This is a genomic window from Estrella lausannensis (assembly GCF_900000175.1).
GTDB lineage: Bacteria > Chlamydiota > Chlamydiia > Chlamydiales > Criblamydiaceae > Estrella > Estrella lausannensis.
Genome location: NZ_CWGJ01000026.1, coordinates 153,836 through 174,070 on the forward strand (window position 1 = coordinate 153,836; position 20,235 = coordinate 174,070).

At 50.9% G+C, this 20,235-nt stretch carries 13 protein-coding genes and 2 pseudogenes; 8 read left to right on the top strand and 7 right to left on the bottom strand.

All coding sequences use genetic code 11. From position 1 onward, the window contains the following. Window positions 1-153 precede the first annotated feature (153 nt). The 3 genes from ahcY to yidC form a co-directional block, all read right to left on the bottom strand. Window positions 154-1,431 carry an adenosylhomocysteinase gene (gene ahcY / locus ELAC_RS09845; RefSeq protein WP_204250555.1) on the bottom strand — a complete coding sequence of 426 codons (1,278 nt, stop codon included), beginning with the start codon at window positions 1,429-1,431 and terminating at the stop codon, window positions 154-156. Window positions 1,432-1,789: 358 nt separating this feature from the next. Then, the gene (dnaA, locus tag ELAC_RS09850; protein WP_098039116.1) at window positions 1,790-3,139 is read right to left on the bottom strand and encodes a chromosomal replication initiator protein DnaA; all 1,350 of its coding nucleotides are present in this window, start codon (window positions 3,137-3,139) and stop codon (window positions 1,790-1,792) included. Between the two features lie 54 nt (window positions 3,140-3,193). Next, window positions 3,194-5,659: a membrane protein insertase YidC gene (gene yidC, locus ELAC_RS09855; RefSeq protein ID WP_098039117.1), complete on the bottom strand. Its 2,466-nt coding sequence runs from the start codon at window positions 5,657-5,659 to the stop codon at window positions 3,194-3,196. Window positions 5,660-6,038: 379 nt separating this feature from the next. On the opposite strand from yidC, the gene ELAC_RS09860 reads away from it, so the two are divergent. Both ELAC_RS09860 and ELAC_RS09865 read left to right on the top strand, forming a co-directional pair. Then, window positions 6,039-7,979, top strand: a complete 1,941-nt coding sequence (locus tag ELAC_RS09860) for a bifunctional serine/threonine-protein kinase/formylglycine-generating enzyme family protein (protein WP_098039118.1) — start codon at window positions 6,039-6,041, stop codon at window positions 7,977-7,979. Between the two features lie 5 nt (window positions 7,980-7,984). Further along, window positions 7,985-8,452, top strand: a complete 468-nt coding sequence (locus ELAC_RS09865; RefSeq protein ID WP_098039119.1) for a low molecular weight protein-tyrosine-phosphatase — start codon at window positions 7,985-7,987, stop codon at window positions 8,450-8,452. Between the two features lie 2 nt (window positions 8,453-8,454). On the opposite strand, the gene ELAC_RS09870 is transcribed toward ELAC_RS09865, so the two are convergent. Next, window positions 8,455-9,942, bottom strand: a complete 1,488-nt coding sequence (locus tag ELAC_RS09870) for a hypothetical protein (protein WP_098039120.1) — start codon at window positions 9,940-9,942, stop codon at window positions 8,455-8,457. Between the two features lie 356 nt (window positions 9,943-10,298). On the opposite strand from ELAC_RS09870, the gene ELAC_RS09875 reads away from it, so the two are divergent. The 4 genes from ELAC_RS09875 to ELAC_RS09890 all read left to right on the top strand — a co-directional run bounded on the left by ELAC_RS09875 (window position 10,299) and on the right by ELAC_RS09890 (window position 15,302). Next, window positions 10,299-11,501 (top strand): NAD(P)-dependent malic enzyme, encoded by a 1,203-nt coding sequence (locus ELAC_RS09875; protein ID WP_098039121.1) that lies wholly within the window; start codon window positions 10,299-10,301, stop codon window positions 11,499-11,501. 120 nt (window positions 11,502-11,621) lie between these two features. Next, entirely contained in the window at window positions 11,622-12,068 is a 447-nt protein-coding gene (locus ELAC_RS09880) for an Hsp20/alpha crystallin family protein (protein ID WP_098039122.1), read from the top strand. Between the two features lie 195 nt (window positions 12,069-12,263). Next, window positions 12,264-13,823: a hypothetical protein gene (locus ELAC_RS09885; protein ID WP_098039123.1), complete on the top strand. Its 1,560-nt coding sequence runs from the start codon at window positions 12,264-12,266 to the stop codon at window positions 13,821-13,823. An 81-nt stretch (window positions 13,824-13,904) separates the two neighbouring features. Beyond that, window positions 13,905-15,302 carry an F-box protein gene (locus tag ELAC_RS09890; RefSeq protein WP_098039124.1) on the top strand — a complete coding sequence of 466 codons (1,398 nt, stop codon included), beginning with the start codon at window positions 13,905-13,907 and terminating at the stop codon, window positions 15,300-15,302. Here the strand turns inward: ELAC_RS09890 and ELAC_RS09895 are convergent. From ELAC_RS09895 to ELAC_RS09905, 3 genes and pseudogenes are all read right to left on the bottom strand, one after another. Next, window positions 15,295-16,896, bottom strand: a complete 1,602-nt coding sequence (locus ELAC_RS09895; protein ID WP_098039125.1) for a hypothetical protein — start codon at window positions 16,894-16,896, stop codon at window positions 15,295-15,297. The genes ELAC_RS09890 and ELAC_RS09895 overlap by 8 nt on opposite strands. Before the next feature lie 393 nt (window positions 16,897-17,289). Next, window positions 17,290-18,144: an AAA family ATPase gene (locus tag ELAC_RS09900; RefSeq protein WP_098039126.1), complete on the bottom strand. Its 855-nt coding sequence runs from the start codon at window positions 18,142-18,144 to the stop codon at window positions 17,290-17,292. A gap of 19 nt (window positions 18,145-18,163) precedes the next feature. Beyond that, a pseudogene (locus tag ELAC_RS09905) lies at window positions 18,164-18,929 on the bottom strand (tRNA lysidine(34) synthetase). Between the two features lie 144 nt (window positions 18,930-19,073). Here ELAC_RS09905 and ELAC_RS12095 point away from each other — a divergent pair. Further along, a pseudogene (locus ELAC_RS12095) lies at window positions 19,074-19,148 on the top strand (SEC-C metal-binding domain-containing protein); the annotation flags it as partial. A 313-nt stretch (window positions 19,149-19,461) separates the two neighbouring features. After that, the gene (rpe, locus tag ELAC_RS09915) at window positions 19,462-20,178 is read left to right on the top strand and encodes a ribulose-phosphate 3-epimerase (RefSeq protein WP_098039128.1); all 717 of its coding nucleotides are present in this window, start codon (window positions 19,462-19,464) and stop codon (window positions 20,176-20,178) included. The last annotated feature ends 57 nt before the right edge of the window (window positions 20,179-20,235 follow it).

Here is a 20,235-nt window from a genome sequence, read left to right on the forward strand (position 1 = left end):
AAAAATAAATCTAACACACCGGCATGATTTTAGGAAAGCGCCAACTGAACATTTTGCATCTTCTAGGCAATTCCATTGTCTTGGCAGTGAGGAGAAGTCCCTAATCGCCGTCTCTAAATGGTGACGAGGACTTGCGGCCTTATCTTTGTCATACTACGTCTTAAAAGGACCCTCGATCGAAACCCCGAGATATTCCGCCTGCTTCCTGGTCAGTGTTGTCAGCTTCGCACCGAGCGGCTTCAAATGCAGGCGCGCGATCTTTTCATCGAGCAAGCGGGGCAGCTTGTGAACACCGGGAGAGTATCCCCCTTTCCAAAGCTCCAGCATTGCCAAAATCTGCCCACAGAAGGAGTTGGACATGACAAATGACGGATGGCCGCTTGCCAGACTCAAATTCACAAGGCGTCCCTCGCCAAGCAGTAAAAGACACTTATCCCGTCCCCTCCAGGCAAACTTGTCTACGAGAGGCTTGATATTAACTCTCTCTATATCAGGGTTTTTCATTAAGTATGAGACGTCAATTTCCCAGTCGAAATGTCCGATATTGGCCAAAAGCGCCCCATCTTTCATCATCTCGAGATGGCGCCCTTCGATCACACTCACGCACCCCGTAGCCGTAATGAAAAGGTCGCCGATTAAGGCGGCCTCATCCATCGTCATCACCTCAAAACCCTCCATCACGGCACGGTATGCAGCAATCGGGTCGATCTCCGTCACCACCACGCGTGCGCCAAGGCCCGATAGTGCCTCCACGCATCCCCGGCCCACATCCCCATACCCCGCGACAACCGCCACCTTGCCGCCAATCATCATTCCGCTTCCCTGCATCAAGCCTGCCAGGAGGGACTCGCGGCATCCATAACGGTTGTCAAACTGTGACTTTGTGATCAGGTCGTTGACAGCGATCGCCGGAAATGGAAGGGATTCCCTCTGCTTCAAAAGCCGCACTCCCGTTGTCGTCTCTTCGGCGACACCCTTAACCGCAATCCCTTGGTCCAGCACATACTTCGTCATGTCGCCGCCATCATCGATGATCAGATCAGGACTTATCGACACCGTGTCCGCAATGCATTCCCAATACTCTTTCTCACTCATACCCTTCCAGGCAAACACCGGAAAGCCTTCGGAAGCAAGATACGCTGCAGCATGGTCTTCCGTCGAAAATACATTGCAAGAACACCAGCGAACACTCGCTCCCAGGCTCCGAAGAGCGGTCACAAGCACCGCCGTTTCTACAGTCAGGTGTAAACACCCCGCAATCCTCGCCCCGAGGAGAGGCTTCTTTTCGCCATACTCAGCGACGAGCTCCGCTATCCCGGGCATCTCCTTCCTCGCAAGGGCCGTCTCAAGCCGCCCCCGTTCCGCTAGCTCTCGACCTCTTTCTGAATCAACAGGGAGCCCATCCCTTATCTTATAACCAACAGCAACCACTGACGTTTTCCTTTGCTCTGTTCCTAAAATGGCAATGTGCTCAATAGCCCATTTCACGTCAATAGAAGGAGAGAGGGGAAAGGGGATGCTGTCCTTTGGAACTTTGTCATATGGGCGTTCGTCCTTTTGAATCTCTGGGAACGAGCTTCGAGACTTTTAATAGTCTATGAAACGCTACTCTGCTTTCTTGCGTCTGAGGTCTTTCATCCCTTTCGCCTTAAGGAGAGTACAATCCGGTGATTCCGACGAATCGTCGATTCAGAAGCATGGATCTGCATTATCTTTTTGCAGGCGATCATGGGTTTTAAAAGGGTGCAGGCCCTTTTACAGGGGAGAGGGGGCCACGTCCCGCATCCTCTTATCCGATGCGTTTGTCTAAGAAAGATACGATAGGGGCGATATTGGGGTCGGAGGAGTCGATGCCTTTTTGGATGAGCTTGAAGCTGGACATGATGGTGGAGTGGTCGCGGCCGAAGAGATCGCCGATTTTCATGTAGGGCATGGAGAGTTTGGTGCGGCAGAGATAGATGGCTATTTGGCGGGGGAGGGCACACTCTCTCGTTTGGGATTTGCCGGTGATGTCGTCTTTGCGGATGCCGAAGTGCTCGGCAACAGTTTTAAGAATGTGTTCCGGTGTGAGAGTTTTTTCTTCTTCGTCTTTGATCAGATCGGAGAGGAGTTTTGCGGCTTCGGGTAGGCTTAGATTGACTTGAGCCATCTGGGTGCGGATGCCTTCGATATGGCTTCTTAGCGCTAAAGCTTCCAGGGCGCGGACGGAGGCGGTTGGGGAGGAGGGGAAGGTGTCTGTCAGGAAGTCGACGATGCGCGGTTTGATGCTGAAGTTGAGCATTTGAGCCCTTTCGGCGAGGATTTTCTTCAGCGAGTCTTTGCTTGGCGGCGTGAGGGGGATGGAGAGGCCCCACTCGAATCTGCTGACAAGGCGCGGTTCGATGTGCTGGAGGTCTTTCGGGGGGCACGAAGAGGCGAGGATGATCTGCTTACCCTGGACGTGAAGGGTATTGAAAGTGTGGAATAGCTCTTCTTGTGTTGCCGACTTGCGTCCGAGTTGGTCGATGTCGTCGATGAGCAGGGCGTCGGCGGTTCTGTAGGCTTCTCTGAACCGGCTCATTTCTCCCATGCGGATGGCGGAGACGACGTGTTCGGTGAAAGTTTCGAGACGGCAGTAGATGGGTCTTAGCCCGCGGTCTTGCAGGGCTTTTGCTGCGGCTTTGAGGAGGTGCGTTTTTCCGGATCCTACCTTTCCGTAGAGGAAAAGAGGGTTGAAGACGGGGTGGGCATCTTTTGCTGTGGAGATCGCTTCTTTCAGAGCTTCCTGTGCGAAGCGGTTTTCATCGGTGGGCAGGAAGGTGTTGAAGGTGGAGTGGGTGTCCAGCTCATCGAACGTTAGGGCAAAAGGCTTCTCTTCGGGTTTTTTGGGAGACTTTTTGCTCTTTTTTAAGAGGGGCTTGGCAACTTTGGCGAGGCTTAAGTGGACTTTGATTTCGCGGTTGTTGTTGTTGAATAGCCCTTCTTTAACTTTCTTCCTCATGTGCTCTTCGAACCACATGATTTGAAAGGGGTCGGAGGCTTCCAGGAAGAGGTTGCCGGCGTCGAAATGGAGCACTTTCAAGGATCTTAGCCATTTATCCGTCGCGGCTTTGCCCAAGCTCTCTTCGTGGAGGTCAATGAACTGTTCCCATGCTTTCATGCAACTTTATCCTTGTCCCGGCAAAAGTGTCGCTTTTGCCGGGAAAACAGTGGACTACTTTTTCTTCTTCGGTGCGTTTTCGACAAAGGCTACCGGCTTCATGGTCTTTTGCGTCCAGATCTGCTGCGCCATGCCGAGGAGCATGGAGGAGATCCAGTAGATGTTAAGGCCAGAGGGGAAGTTGTAGAACATCCAGGTAAAGAGGACGGCCATCATCGTTCCCATCGCTTTCTGTTGACGCTGCTGCTCTGTCCAGAGCTTCTTGTCTTTAGGCAGGTTGGACGTCACCATCGGCTGAATAAGCATGATAGCTCCCAGAATGACCGGAAGGAGGTGAAACTCGTTGCCGATCAGGGGGATTGGGAAAGACCAGCTGAAGAGCACGTCGGGAGATGTCAGGTTGTCGATCCATCCAGGGATAAAGGAGGCTCCCCGCAGCTGGAACGATGACTTCAGAAGGTCGAACATACCGATCAGAAACGGCATCTGGACGAGGAGGGGGAGGCATCCTGAGAAGGGATTAGCTCCGCTCTCTTTGTAGAGCTCCATGATCTCTATCTGCGCTTTTTTCTGATCATTTTTGTATTTTTGCTGGATCTCCTGCACTTTAGGGGCAATCTGCTGCATCTTCAGCATGGATTTTGTCGACCATGCGTTCAGGGGGTAGAGCATGATGCGGAGCGCCACTGTGAGCAAGACGATCGAGATGGCCCAGGATCCTGTGAAGGAGTGGAAGGCGTTCATCAGGAAAAAGAGGAATTTGGCGAAGGGTTCGGAAATGAAGGCAAACCATCCGTGGAATGTCTGGCAGGCCAGGTAATCGGGGTTGTAGCCGGTTGTAGGGTCGCTGAAAGCCGCGTCAACTTCTTTTAAGACTGGTGTGGAGTAGGGTCCGGTGAAAAAACGGAACTCCATGGAGCCGCCCTGTTGATTTAAAGGCAGCAGGGTCATGTATCCGGGGAGGTCGGCGGATTTGAAGCGTTCCCAGTCCTCACCGATGAGCGTCAGGCGGGAGGGAGCGTCTTTGCCGGAAACGTAGAGGGCTTTGAAGCCTGACTCGTTCGATTTCAGCGGGTCAAGGATGATGCCGAAAAAAGCATTGGAATTGGATACCCAGTCCGGCGCTACGGTGGAGATGTTTATCGCGTCTTTCGGCAGGTCGATCTGATTCACTTCGGGCTTGCCGGCTTTTGTCAGACGGTACTGCAGGGAGGGTGCCGGGGAGCCGCTGACCAGTTCCGCTTCAGGCACTCCGGATGTCAGCCACAATCCCCTTGCATCGCCCTGGACATCGATTTTCAAGGTAAAACAGTAAGGGGCGTCTTTTTTCGCAAGAGCGAACGTTTTGGTGATTTTGCGTCTGTCCTGCTTGCTTTCTAAAACGAGCGTCTCGCCATCATAGTGTTTCACTGTGTAGGGCAGCTCGGCGATTTCCGGATATTCGGAGACTAAGTTGAAAGCATAGTACTTATGGGCGATCTGATGGATTTTTCTTCCTTTTTGGATCAGGTCGCGTCGGAGCAGGGGGTAGTAGCCACCTGTCTGGCCCTCTTCCAGCACAGCTTTCCCGTCTTTGTAGGAGTAAGCAGGCTTTAAGGGGAAGCGGGCGTTGGCGGTGTGGTCTTTCAGGATGTCGCGGTCAAACTCGATGGGCATGACGACGCTTCGGGTATTGGTCTCGCTTTGGAAAGGGAGGTTGATCTCTGTCGCCGCGCCGCCGATAGTCGATATGACCAGCTGCACTGTTTCGTTTTCCAGTGTGTAAAACGATTGAACTGCAGATCCTGTGGATTCGACGTTCCTTTCTTTGACGACGTCTTTGGCGAACTCTTCAGCGTCTTCGAAGAAGTCAAGAGGTTGATTTGTTCCTCTGAAGTAGGCGAGGGGCAGAAGACGATTGTCTGTTTTGGCCAGAACAATGCCGGGTCCTTCTTTAAATTTGGGAGTGTATTCGTCCCCTTCCGTCTCTTTAGAGAGGGTGTCCAGTTTTTGGAGGGGAACGCTGAAGGAGCCGTCGTTCATTTCGGCGTTGTAGATGGCAAAGCCCGAGCCTTCTTTGTCGGGAATTAGAAGCACTAAGTCATAGTGGCCAAACTCGTTATATTCTGCGACTTTGAGGGGGGACGAGGGTTTTTTGGAGAAAACGGTAGGGTGAGAGACTTTTTCCGGAACAAAGAGGGGCGAGTAGTGTGTTTTCACGCCGTCTTTTTCTGTGTAGATGTCTTTGGCTTCAAATCCTTCCGGCTTTAAGAAGATGACGTTGGATCCCTCTTCTAAGGCCGTCAGTTTTTCTGTGCCCTCTTGTGTGACGTAGTGCAGGTCGACGATGGGAAGGGCCGGCATCGCTTTTTTGCTGGCGGCAATATCGGTTTTCAGTTTTTCTATCGTTTTAGTTTTAATGGCTTTTTGTTGCTGAAGCCAGGCTTCTCTCTGCTCTTGGCCTTGCCAGTCAAAAAACATATTGACGACGAAGAGGGTCAAGCTCAGGGAGACAGCAAAGATCAGAGTTCGTTTGTCCATGGATAGCCTTATCAAAACATTTGAAAAACGGTCAGTTTAGCAGACAGGATTAAAAGGTGCAAGGAAGGCATCCTTAGTCTTGCGAAAAATTAAAAGCGATCTCTATTCTGTTGGCAAGAACCTCTAGCTGCTGAATTTTGGTCTTTGGTAACGCTTTTTGATGATAGGCTTTTTGTCCACACGGAGAGTTTATTGAATTAGACCGAAAATGTTTCAAAATTCGGAACTTTGGCTTTCTCTAACCCAAAATTCCAAATTTTGAGACGTTTTCGGTATATTCAGGGTTTTCAAGGATTGCCCATGGGACTTCGGGATAGAGGAAATAAGTAGGTGTTCCCGTTTGCCGCGGGCCAGCCGACTGCATCATTAGGGAGATCGCATGACTGAGGCCAACATCCTGGGCGACTACACGATCATCAAACAGATAGGGCATGGCCCGCTGGGGTCTGTGCTACTAGCTGAACACCGTTTCATGAAAAAGCAGTATTGCCTGAAGGTTCTTCCGATGGAACTCTCTCAAGATCGGGCATTTATCCAGCGTTTTGAAGAAGAGGTGGGCAGGCTTGTCTGCCTGAGTCATCCAAACATTGTCAAAGTGCATAATGTCTCTTACGCCTCAGGTCGCTATTTTGTTGTGACGGACTGCGTAGTTGACGAGATGGGTGAGACAACCAACCTTTCCCAGCATATGCTCTCTCTGGAGGAGCATCTCGGAGACGATGAGCTCTTTTCCCTGCTTGAGCAAGTAGCCGATGCGCTCGACTATGCGCACGGCCTGCAAGTCGGAGGTAAGCCGCTTGTCCATCGCGAGCTTAAACTGAACAATATCTTGGTGTCGAAAGAGGAAGCAGGGCCGAAATTGCTCTTAACAGATTTCGGGCTGGCGAAGATTGTGGGTGAGGGACCCATTTTGACGAGGACTTATAAAAGTGTTGCCGAGGCTCTTGGCATTCATGACGAGATTGCCCCTCCTCCCGGAAGCGACAGGACATATTCTTCGCGTCCTCTCGACGATCACGAGCTCAAGCCTCTGCACGCCTCCTTTTTGCAAAACTTTCTATTCTTGGCCCCCGAGCAGAAACGTCTCGGCGCTAAAGATGCCGGCGTCAAGGCGGACATCTTTGCGTTCGGGGTTTTGGCCTATTTTCTTCTCACGGGGCAGTTCCCTGAGGGATGCTTCGACCCGCCTTCCGAGCTGTCACCCCACCTTAGCTGGAATTGGAACGCGTTGATTACCGGATGCCTGGCCCAAAATCCCGATAAGAGGCCGGAGCAGATCATGCCTCTTCTTAAAGCTGTGCGAGCAAGTAAGAAGAGCTCTGTGGCAAGTCGTTTTTTTGCTGTCCAGGAAGCACCGGTAGAAATGGAGCTTGCGACGGCGGCACGGGGGGAGTCTGTGCAGGTCTCGACGCATATGATGCAGCAGAGGGTGATTTCGACTTTCGGGGATGGGCAGGAGACGTTAAGGCCTCATCTCAACGAGGGTTTTATCGAGCGGCCTGAGATCGATCCCGATCCGGCAGCGCAGTTTCTTGTTGACCAGACGGTGAAGCACTATGAGCCTAAGAAGAAAGAGAACAGGCTGATCGAGCCGATCCTGACCGATATGGCGATTATCAAAGGAAGCACCTATACAAGGGGTAGCAACGAAGGGAGCCGCGATGAGATGCCGCGCCATGAGATCCATGTCGAGAGCTTCGCCATCGACATCCACCCCGTCACCAACGAGCAGTTTGTGCGTTTTCTCGAAGCTCTCGGGGGCGAGAAAGATTCCAATCACAACGACGTAATCCGGTTGAAAGACTCCAGAATCAAGCGCAGCGCTGGCAAGCTCACGATTGAATCGGGGTACGCCAAGCATCCCGTAGTCGGGGTCACCTGGTATGGAGCTGCGGCCTACGCCAAGTGGATCGGAAAGAGGTTGCCGACGGAGGCGGAATGGGAGCTTGCCGCTAAGGGGGGGGCTGAATACCCCACATTCCCTTCCGGTGATGAGATCGATAAATCGAAGGCCAACTACTTCAGCTCCGATACGACTCCGGTGATGAGCTATCCCACGAATCCTTTTGGTCTTTACGATATGGCCGGTAATGTGTATGAGTGGTGCTATGACTGGTACGGCTACAACTACTATGAGACCTCTGTCCAGGAGCCTGATAATCCAAAGGGGCCTCTCCAGGGTGTGTACCGTGTTCTCAGGGGAGGATGCTGGAAGAGCTTAAAGGAAGATCTCCGTTGTTCCAAACGCCACCGCAACAACCCCGGTACAGTCAACGGCACCTATGGCTTCCGCTGTGCTGCCGATGTACATGACAGCTAGGATTTATGATGGCGCGCTCCGTATTATTTGTTTGCCTCGGCAATATATGCCGCTCTCCTGCGGGAGAAGAGATCTTAAGGCATTTTGCCCGCGATCGAGGTCTTGATATCAGGGTCGAAAGCTGCGGTATTGGCGATTGGCATGCAGGGCAGCTTCCGGATTCGAGGATGCGGGCGGCAGCGTCCGACAGGGGGTTTACCCTCTCCAGTAGGGCTAAGCAGTTTCAACCACGGTACTTCGATGAGTTCGACCTCATCTTGGCAATGGACAGGGAGGTTTTAAAAGATCTCTACAAGTTTGCCAAAACCGTTGAGCACAAAGCCAAGGTTCATCTTGCAACGGCCTTCAGCACTTCATATAAAGATCAGGATGTGCCCGATCCATACTACGGGGGCAGGGCCGACTTTGAGCTTGTTCTGGACATGATGGAAGATGTGTGCGAAGAGCTGATCGTTAAAAAGATGGGTAGCTGAAGCTATTTTTTGATCAACTTCTGAATATGTGCTCTTATGAGGGGCGACCGCTCCATCGCATCTTGCAGGTATTTGTCAGATGACTTGTCAAACAAAGAGCCCTCCGGCGGCAGCCACTCTTCTTTGATTCCCCCCACCGCATCAAGATAGTTAAAGAAGATCGTTCCGATATTTTCAAAGAGGGAGACTTGCCACGCTTCGTCTTCTTTGCCGGCTTCAAACTCCTTCTTCAGGTCGGTGATAAAACGGGTGTAATACGAGGAGGGGATGCGGGGGAGAGTACAGCGGATGATCCTCAGTAATTCGGAGAAGACTGTCGTTAGGAAAAGAAACTCTTCCCGCCTCTTGACGAGCTCTTGACGGCTTGAATCCAATTTATTCATGAATAGTGTTACTGCATCGTGGTACTGCTCGCGGCTGTGATACGGGACTTCCACTAAAATGCCGCTCAGAGGGCGGTCTTTCTGGCACTCTTTGATGGTTTCGGCTATGTCGATGATAATGTGGCAAGGATCCGGATGCGGGAAGTTTTTTTTGTATTCGTCGTCGGTTAGCGTCTTCCTAGCTTCGAGGCAGGCGGAAAAGTTGGTGATGAAGTGCTCTTTGGCAACACGGGTGAATCCACCGAGGCATTGCGGGTAGATGATGCCGGTGCGGACACCCAGAAGGTATTCCGTGTCGTAGTCCTCGATGATGAAGACCGGTTTTTTGATGAACAGCGCTTCGATGAAGGCAGTCGTGGAGATGCCCAGGAGAAAGTCTGCCTCCTTGATCAGTTCGACTGCCGAAGCGTAGCCATCTAGCACATGGACGTTTTGCATCTTTTCGATCTTCAGCACTTCAAGTTCGTAGTGGTTGGCCATATCCCGGCTTAGAAATCGCTCTTTGATGAGCAGGTTGACGTTGGAGTTGGTTTCGGCGAAGCGGGCAAGGAAACGGGTGAACTGATCTTTCAGAGTCTTTTCGAAGGGAGGGCCGTTGAGATAGAGTCCTTTGAGCGGGGTGCCCCTCTCTTTCTTCTTTGGGGAGTAGTCGGTGTAGTTGCTGAGTGAGGGCATGCCGCTGATGGGAAAGATGCCGTCAAATCCTTGCAGCCTGCGGCTTTCCACTTCGAATTGATGGTGCATTACCCAGACGTTATGCCGGCAGAGTGCCGGGAGGTTGTCTCCTGTCGTTAGCCAATGGCCGCAGCCGCCCGGAAAGAATCCAAGTGTGAAGCCCTTTGCGGCAAGGGCGTGAGTGGAAAGCAGCTCATCGCTTTCGATGATGACATCGTAGGGAGCGGCCATGAGAGCTTCCCGATCGGCAGTTTCAAGGGGTTCCCACGGGATGTTTTCGATGTTGAAGGGAATGTAGCTGGAGGTGTTTGTCAGGGAGGCGAAGACATCCGCCGAGTGCCCTCTTTTCACGATTTCCTTATACAAGGGGACTATTTGCCAGGCCTGGTTGATGTTGATGGCCGACAGGCCAAAGCGGAGTGGAGTTTTCATTCAATAGTCCTTTCGGTGAAGTAGTCTTTCTGCGCCCGTCTCCATGGAGGTATGGCGAAAGTTCCTCAAAATTGGGGTTTAGCAAAAAGAGAGCTTTCCACGACCGAAAGATAGCAAGTGTTCTTATGCTTCTAATATTAGGTGACTTGAAATCTTTTAGTCTAGGAACTTCCCTAGCGCCGGGATCCCCAAAATAGAGGCGCTTCCGGTAGCGGTTCTCGAGGGGCTTCCTTGAGTGATTTCTATCAAGTTATTTTTTTTAAATCAATGGGTTTAAAATATTGAATCGGGGAGAACTGGAAAATTAAAGGTAAAAACTTTACACTCTTCCTTTTTAAACTAAAGAAAGGATTGTTATGTCGGAGTTTTATACACTTTCGCTCGATCTTCACCGCCACACCTCGGGCAAATGGGAGATCAAATCCAAGTTTCCGCTAGAGACACAGAAGGATCTTTCAGTGGCTTACACGCCCGGAGTTGCTGCTGTTTCTAAAAAAATTGCCGGAGAGCGTAATGAAGCGTGGCAGTTGACGATGAAGGGCAACACGGTTGCGGTTGTTTCCGACGGGTCGGCTGTGCTTGGCCTCGGTGATATTGGCCCTTATGCTGCATTGCCCGTGATGGAAGGAAAGGCTATTATTTTGAAAACATTCGCCGGGGTTGATGGGGTGCCTATCGTCCTGGACGCCACGGAGCCTGAGGATATTATCCGTGTGGTCAAGGCGATCGCGCCCACGTTCGGCGGGATTAACCTCGAAGACATCAAGGCTCCGAAGTGCTTTGAGATCGAAGACGCTCTTCAGAATATCGGCATTCCCGTATTTCATGACGACCAGCACGGCACAGCGATAGTCTTGATGGCCGGCTTGCTCAACGCGTTGACACTGACAGGAAAAAAACTCTCCGAGATGACGGTCGTGATTAATGGCGCGGGAGCAGCAGGCGCTGCGGTCGCAAAGCTATTGCTCGGCATCGGCATTCACAATTTTCCGATCGACAGACCGAAAGACATCATCATGCTGGATACGAAAGGGGTGATTTCTGAAGATCGGAACGATTTGCATCCTTACAAGAGAGAGCTTTTGAAATACACTAACCGCAGCGGTGTTAGAGGGGGCTTGAAAGAGGCTCTTACCGGAGCGGACGTTTTCATCGGTCTTTCGGCCGGCGGCATCTTGAACCGTCACGACATAGCCCACATGGCTAAGGATCCTATCATCTTCGCGCTGGCTAATCCTGTGCCCGAAATTATGCCGGAAGAGGCGTATCTTGGGGGAGCGAGTGTCGTTGGAACAGGTCGCAGCGACTTCCCGAACCAAGTTAACAACGCGCTGGCATTCCCGGGCATTTTCCGCGGAGCGCTCGACGCCAAAGCTTCCACTATCACTCCCGGTATGAAGCTGGCGGCTGCCTTTGCCCTTTCCAGCTTGGTGCCTTCGCCGATGCCTGAACGCATCCTTCCCCGGCCGCTAGAGGAAGGTGTCGCGGAAATCGTGGCAAAAGCCGTCTATCAGGCTGCATTCGACGACGGAGTCGCGGGCAAGGCGCTTCTGTTCTAACCGAAGTGTCTCCAGTTCTGGATCTAGCACTCGATAACGCCGAGTGCTAGATTTTTAAATCCTCCTTGCCGTATAACAAGGGTTGAGTCCAATAGATGGTTCAAACCAAGGAGGAATCCTATGTCTAATCAATCGAAATTAGCTCTGATGAAATCTCCCCTGATGCGCAACGCATTCCTGCCGTCGCTGATGCGTCAGTTTTCTCTCTTCGATGAAGAGATGAATGAAGATTTCGAGTCAATGGGTGCATCCAACATCAGTCTGAGCGAAGATGACAAGCACGTCTATGTAGAAGCCAACATGCCCGGGCTGAGAGACAGTGAGATCGAGATCACATTTGATAAAGGCATTCTGTGGATCAAAGGCGAACACAAGGAGAGCGAGGAGAATAAGAAGCGGAAGTTTTACTACAAAACTCATCGCTCCTTCTCTTACCGCATTGCTGTGCCAGGAGATATCGATCCGAAGACTGATCCTGCGGCTAAATATGAAAATGGCGTGATCCATGTCATGTTCAGCAAGAGCCAAAAGGAAATGCCCCGAAAAATCGAGCTGAAAAAGAGCTGATCTTCCTCAAATCTTGGGCGGAGGGGCTTTAAAGCCCTTCCGCCTTGTCTTAGAGCCTCTAGTAAAAACAGTCTGAGAACTCACTTCCTGCATCCAAGTCTTAATTAAAATCTCAAAAAAAATTTAAATGCGCTTCACGACCCTCCTGTAAAATCTTCTTGTTATTCAATAGCTCGGGAGCGTCAGGTGAGGTCTTTGTTTTTGATATTATTCCTTTTTTTGCTGATGAATGTTCCTCTGTTTTCGGAAGAGAAGGGGGGAGATGGCATTGCCTCTTTGATAGGAGAGGAATTGAGCGTTGAAGAGAAGCGGGCGTTGATTCGCGCTTCGGCGATCACCTGGCAGGGAAGGCCTCCTTCCTTGCACCGTTTCTTTGGTATGGAGATTCCAGAGCGGGAGGTTCAGCCTTTGGTTCAAGCTCTTCTGGAGCTCGGACTGGATCCTAATGAAGAAGATGATAAGGGGGACAGTGCCGCAGTCGCATTGCTTAAGAGCTCTTTGAAGCCGGAAACGAAGGTGGTTCTGTTTCAGCAGATGCTTTCTCATCAGCTCAAACTGGGCGAGGGAGTGAAGTTGCGTTCGTTGACCGATGCGCTAGTGGATGCTTTTGAAGGCGATAAACTCCAATTTGTCCTCTATGTTTTTTTTCAGTGGCTGCAATCGGCTGAATTTCCTGCCATGAAACACGCTTTTGAGCAAACGTTGACGCTAAAGAAAGAGAAGTGTCCCGATGGAGTGCGTTTGATGATGCTGCTTGCCCGGATGGAAGAGCTTGCCTGGAGAAGAGAGCTGGCCAGTGTTTTTTCACTCGGGGGCAATACCGAGCTTCCCAAAGGATTTTTACCGCTCGAGGGGATGACTCCGAGCCAGAGCCACCGCTTTTTGCAGGGGCTTGATCGCTTAGTCGAAGAAAAAATTGTCGCATTCTTGTTCGAGAGAAACTCTCAAGAGAAGCGGTACGCCGAGAACACGCTATCCGATGGGGCGCTGAGGCAGCTGTATCTCGATCAAGAAGAATCAAAGCGCAAAATCATGCAGTCAGTCCGTAGGGTGAACCGGGTCATGGAGGATAGTCTTGCCTATCTGAAAGATCCGGTTCCGGAGCTGGTCCGTCGCATTGAAAGGGGGGAGATGGTGGCCTTCAAGGTCACCGGCAGCCATCACCTCTATGGTGTCATCTTCTACAAGGGTAATATCTATATTTGCAATAAGGGCTTGGCGTATATCGACGAGCCGGGAATTTATCGCGCCAAGATCGGAGATGGGGGCGGGCTTGCCGAATTGATTATGCGGTTTAAAGAAGGGCGGCCCCTGCAGGAAACTTTAGGGCTGACAAAAGAAGACAGACCAATCTTTACCCTGCTAAAAGCGGAGGAGGGAACTGTGTTTGTGCGCGGAAAACCGCAGAAAGTGGGTAACTGTACAGTCGCCTCGTCAACCCTAATGTTTCAGACAGCTCTAACTCTTCTGCTGGAGGAGGAAAAGGTGGAGGGCGCCAGGGAGATTGCCGCGGTTATCAAATCAATGCAGCGTAAGTGGAGAAGGGAAATTGTGCTGAGAAAGTATTTAACTCACCATGTCAAGAAAGGAGGGATTGATCCCATTTCTGTCGATCCCGTGATTCTCACCAAAATTTTGCTCCAGGAGCAAAAGGAGGGAAAAGGAGCTGATGCCAAGGCCATGATCCTTCACTGGATTTTGCATGAATCGGTTGATCAAAAGATAAAAGAAATGCTCATTGGTAGTTTAAAGTAGTTTTCTTGTTCTAAGCATTAGTTGTTAAATAATTGCGTAAAAGTTATATTGTCACGGTAATCGATATAATAAGGGATTGCCATGACACCTTCTCCTTCCATTGTGGAAATACTGCCTTTTGAAGCGCAGCTATTAATCTTGGAGCGGCTGGATGGGCCGTCCCTGCTTGCCGCCCGCACTTCTTGCCGTCTGTGGAGAAGTCTCTCCGATAAAGCGATGGAAGCCTTTTATAAGGAGGTGTGCGGATCGGAGAACTATGCTCAATTTGGAGGCGGTAATCTATCCTTGAGCGCTTGCTGCCGACTCAATATCCGGATCGTTCTAGCCGCCAAAGAGGCCTGGAATTCCGCATTAAAGCCCATTCAATATAAGAAGCTGCGGCCTCTGCTTGCCCATGAGATGGGGCAGCCAAGACAGGAGGCGCCGGTGAGGATTTATTTGAAGGGGGCGAGCAGCCCGCTTCTTTTCTCTGATGAGGGCTGCCGCCTGCAAAAGTGCCCTCTCCTCCTCAAAAATGATTCTCCTCTGACGGTCGAAGTAGCGAGCGGAGGGGTTGCCTTCAAAGAATTCTCCAGGGAGGAGTATGGCGCTGTCAAAGAGGTGCTTCAAGGAGAAAGCGGACTTTTCCTGCTCTCGAAGCTTGACTCCTCGCTCGTCTTATTTCATTTAGACAGTTCGACGTTAACACCTCTCAATCGGACAGACCTGGGAATAGAAAACTGCACGGCCCAGTGCCTCACGGAGGGTAGGGTGATTGTCGGCACCGATTGCGGCGAAGTTTTTGACTTCCGCATAGGGCACGATGGCGGGCTTGTCTTGGCAAAGTCTTCGTTGTACTCGCACCCTGTCAAATGGGTGCAGGCCTTGCCTGGCGAGGGGGTGGTTTGCCTGTCCGGCGATACTCTCTACTTTAGCCGGCCGGGACATGATGCGAGCGAATATTGCCTGCAAGAGGGAGAGGGATTTCCGGCGTTATTCAATGGAGGGATTGTCTATTTAAAAACGGGGGGAGACCTTGTCTTCGTCAGTCCGTCTTCCCTGCCAATTCCCTCGGTCATGCGGACGAATGTATCCAGTTGGACATCTCTCGGCGGAAGTGCCCTGTTGCTGACGACCTTGGAGGGTACTCTGGAGGTGATCTCTTCCAATCGGCGCCTTGTGAGCACAGAATTCAGAGACAATGCAATACTACTTTCTGCCTGTAGGCTAGAAGGGCTGGTCGCGGCGGCTTTTAGCTCGGGGGAGGTGGCAGTTTTTGAAGAGAGGGGCAACTCGTTGGTGAAGATCTATTCGACCGACTGTTTCAAAGTAAAAGCTCCGGTGCACTCCATGATGTTCAGCAAAACTCTGGAATTGACCGTGACAACAAGGGATGGGGGGATTTTTTCCATTCGTCCGTTCCCAAATGAAACTGTCGGAGAGAAGGAGCCTGAAACCCTTTTTGAGACTCTCAGGCGCCTTTTTTCATTTGTTAAATAAGCTCGTCCGCAGTCAGATAGACCTCTCTGCCGGTGCGCCTGTCCATGTGGTCAAGGTTTGGCAGAGATGCGAAAAACTTGGATGGGTCAAACTCAATTGGAAGTATCGCTAAATTGCCAGCTTCTTGCATGAAAGCAGTCATGTAGGCAATGCCATATAGCTTGGCTGCTTTCTCAGGCTCCCCGGCAAATCCTCTTGCCGTCATTTTCTGGTTGATCTCCGAAAGGTTGACATGATCTAGGTTCCTGACTTGGGCGATGAACTCTCTGACGGTTGCAGCAGGAACTCTTTCTTTTGCCATTTCGGGCAGGTCGTCGCTTCCGGGCAAGAACGCTTTGTTGTACTGAGCGATTGCCAGTTCCGCACCGTGCATGGCAAAGTCGTAGCCGTACGCGGTCGTCATGAAGGGAGAGAAGTCTTCCAGCTTGATGAAGAGAATTTTTTCTTTAGCCGAACTGCTTGCGTCACCATGCAATGGAGGTGTGTTGGCGTCCACCTGCGCGAAGAGGAGATGGCGTTTATCGGCGGGTAGCTTGCCGCTGACAACGTCGATTCCTTTATGCCTGGAGCTTTTCATGACAAGAGTGGATATGCCTGTGGTGGCTTCGCTTCTGCCGACATAGTGGCTCGACTCCCTGTCGCCGCACCCTTCCGCTTTCAGCAGGAATTGATAGAGGCGGCCCTGAGGATCTTCAATTCCAAACGAGCCTTGGTCATGTCCTTGTTTTTTGTCGATGGCCAGCTTCATCAAATACCACATCAGTGACGTGACCGCCTTTTCGCTTCCCATAGGGGTTTCGGCCGGATTCGTGACCACTCCCTTCAGGATGTATCCCATAAGTTCCTGGCCTTGATCGATCATTTCTCTCGCTTCGGTGGGATCGATGTGATGCGACCATGTCGCTAAAAATGCGTCGAGTCGACCAGTCGCCTCCTGCTTGGAGAATTGCTGAAAAGCTTTGGGGGAGATGACGGAAGCGGAGAGATCAAAGCTGCCGCTTTGCGCCTCTTGCTGCTCTTTATAATATTGGACGAGTTGTGAAAATTCTTCGCCATGCTGGGCGATCACCGATCCCCATTTATGCGCGGTGTCGTCCAGAAGGTGCAGGCCTTCTTGTTTTTTTGAAGCATCGACTTGAAACAGGGAGCTGTAGACGCTGCTCGCTAAGGTTTTGCTCTCGGCGCTTTCTTTGGGCAGATCGTAGCGCTGGTGATAGACGTTGCAGATATTTTTAAGCCCCTCAATCATGCTGAGCTCTTTTTGGAAGCAGTCTTTGAGGGCAGTAATGGTTTTTGTCGTAGGGCCCTCCCTGCGCAGGTTTTCGAAATTCTGTTTGTACTCATCGATGACTGCATTGAAAGTCTCGTCAATTGCCTGGACGGTCCCGGGAAGTTCTGTGGCATAACCTGCTTTGGTGCTTACCCAGTTAACTGCCCAGTTGCCTTTCTTGCCGTCCGCTCTGCCCAGTACACCTTGGGAACTTGCCTTGATCTGGGCGTTATTGTCGTCCGCCGGAAAGTTGATGATCTCTTGGATGTTGTTGCTGAGGCGGTCGCCTGCCGAATATGAAAAATATGAACCTAAACTGTGCATGTATCACCTCTTGTTGTTCTACATTTATGATTATAACAACTAATGATAATGCAAAATAATTAATATATATTAAATTCTACGTTAGTTATATATAAATTAATAAAAAATTAACGTTTTGTTTGAGTGCGAAAGGGGGCGCGGGCTGGCCCGGGGATCGGCGCAGCAATCTGCGATTGACGGGGGGAGCTAGAGTGTAAATGACAGGTTCGAAGAGCCTATACTATACCGCAAGTATCTCGAAATTTGGCACGGGAGCTGTCTCGTTGCCAAAAAACAAATTTTGAGATGTTTTCGGGATATGGCCAAGAGAAAGCGCTCGATGTCAAGGCCTTCTTAAGATAACACGGAAGTCGTCAGTTGAGTTTGCGGGCAGTCTCTCAAGGAAACAATTCCTTAGGATAGGTAGGGTAGTGCTTCGTCGCCAAGAGTCATGATGACAGCCTGCCTCAGTAGCGACTCTAAGTCCACTCTTTTGTGTTCAAGGCAGCGGATCCGCTTGGCTGCGTAGCGGGCGATATTGATCCCGTCGCGCACGGTGTAGTTTTCGTTTTTTGCGTGCGCCCGTTGCAGGAAGGTAACGACGTATTCAAGGATGTGCTCGGGCACAAAAGGCAGATTTTCCTTTAAGATGCGTTTTTCCTCTTCTGCCTCAGGGAAATCGAGATAGATCTGCGGCTGAAGCCGGCTGTGGATGTATTCGGGGATCTCATAGGTCGAGGCGTCGTCGTTCATGGTGACGGCAATCCTAAAATCTTCGTGAGCGGTCACTTTAAGCCCGGCGATAATCGATTCGATATAACGCCTTGTGTCCAGGAGCGCCGCTAAGGATGCCCACGATTTTTCGCTCATGCGGTTCGCCTCATCCAGGATGCACACCCCCCCTCTGATCATGGCGGTGACAAGGCTTGAGGCTACATACCGGATACTCCCTTCTTTACCGATGACCGGAGTGATCAAAAGGTCTTCCGGCCTTGTATCCATCGTGCACTGGTAGATGTAGACGTCCCGTCCCAGTTTTTTTGCGGCAGCATAGGCGAGAGTTGTTTTTCCGACACCCGGTTTACCGATCAGACGTGGATTGAGGGGGATATCGCTTTTATCGACCACGTACCATGCCGCGAGCAGCTGATCGAGCACATCCTGCTGCCCGATCCACTCGAATTGAAACACGTCAGGGAACCCGAGCGCGATCTGCACTCCCTGGATCTCGACGATGCTTTCGTGTTCGGAGGGCAGGGAGGTGGTCATGATGGGGGCTCCATTTTCTTTAAGGTTCTAAAGCAGCCTGGGATCCTTGCCTCAGCACAGCCAGCTCGATATTGCTCTCTGCTTGAGGGAAGATTTCTTTAATTTCGCCGATCAGGTCTTTTGTCTTTTTGCGGACGCTTGTCTGGCCTACCGGACAGCGGCAGGTGATTCTCAAGAACCCTTGCTGCCTCGCAAATTCGATAATCGCCTTTTCATGGGCAAATATCAAGGGTCTTATGATGGTGACGCCGTATTTTTTCATGGGCACTCTGGGCAGCATTCCTGCGAAGTCCCCTTTGACAAAAAGATTCATCAGCGTGGTCTCCACCAGGTCATCGCGGTGGTGGCCGAAGGCGATCGCGTCGATATCGAGCGATTTGGCCATTTTAAACATCAGGCTGCGCCTCTCTCTTGAGCAGCTGTAGCACTCCAGTGTTTCGAGAGTTTGGGTGGAGTTCAAGACATGCAGGGGAACAGAGAGCTCTTGACACCACGCCTCGAGCTGTTGTCTTTGCACGCCGGCGCCGCATGTGTAGGGGCCGTCCACAAAGAGAGCGTGTAGCTTGAAGGATGGGAACGTTGACAGCCGCCAGCATAGCCAAAAGGGTCAGGCTGTCTTTTCCGCCGCTCAATGCGACGGCGATGCTTTGGACCCCCTCCAACATGTTGAAGTGATGGAGAGCTTTACGGACGCTTTTCTCGATGTCCTTGCCCACTCCTTTCCAAGGTGGAGAGAGTGATGGGGTGCGGCGAGCTTCTGTATATACCGGAAGGTGTTCAGTCATAAATTGATCTAAAAAGTTAGAAAAAAATAAAGGATCTATTATAATAGGTTGGTTGCAAAAAAACAAGTTTATAAAAAATCATTTGTAAAGGTAAGCGCGCGGGTTCCAAGGTTCACGGCATAGCGCTTTGCTTAAAGGAGTCAGATGAATCAGAAAGTCGGTAGAAACGACCCCTGTCCCTGCGGGTCAGGAAAAAAATATAAGCAATGCTGCTTTAAGCTTGCCCATCAGAAGAAAAAGATTAAAGCGGTTGTGATTCGCAGCGGGCAGAAACCTGGCGCCGCACCCGATCTTCTGGAGCGAACTTTCGGGGATACTATCTCCAAACTCAAAGGGGAGGAGCCTCCTAAACCGATCACCACACACAACATCGAAGAAAAGCACGATTAATTAAAACAGCTCTAAATTATACCGAAAGTGTTTCAAAATTTTTGTTTTTGACAAAGAGAATGCTCTTGCTTTCGAGGATTCCTCGAGGTGAAAAAACAAATTTTGAGACACTTTCGGTATAAAGGGCAGAGGGAGGATATTTATGGGGACTAAAGGGCATATCAAAATCTGTCCTTCGATCCTGGCCGGAGATTTCGGCAAGATCTATGACGAGGCAAAAAGGATTGAGGATTCAGGCGCTGACAGGCTGCATGTGGATGTCATGGATGGGCATTTCGTCCCTAACCTTACAATCGGGCCTCAAGTCGTCGCTGCAATCAACCGCGGCACGAACATGTTCCTTGATGTGCATCTCATGATGTACAACGCGTTTGACTATGTCGAACGCTTTGTCGAGGCGGGCGCAGACAGGATCACTTTTCATTTCGAATCGACCGAAGATGTGGAAGATACGCTAAGCTTTATCCGCAAATGCAACGTCGAGGCCGGTTTGGCATTTTGTCCAGAAACCTCAGAAACATTTGTTCCTAAATATTTGAACAAGTGTGACATGATCCTGTTGATGACCGTGCATCCCGGCTTTGGCGGGCAAAAATTCATGCCAGAGGTGCTTGATAAGATTCGTTTTGTCCGCGACGCGCTGACAAAACTGGATATTCGCCAGGGAGGCGTTACAGCCGACAAAAACAATCCCGCTACTTTAAAACTTCCTCCGTTCCCCATCCAAGTTGATGGAGGAATTAACCGGGAGACGGCTAAGGAGTGCCTGCTTGCGGGTGCTACGGAATTTGTCGCGGGCACCTACCTGATGGGGGCGAAGGATATGGCTTCGGAAATAGCTTTCCTTAAAAGTTTGTAAAAAACTTCGAATCCGTTAGCAGTCTCGTAAAAACGCATCATTTTTATACCGAAAGTG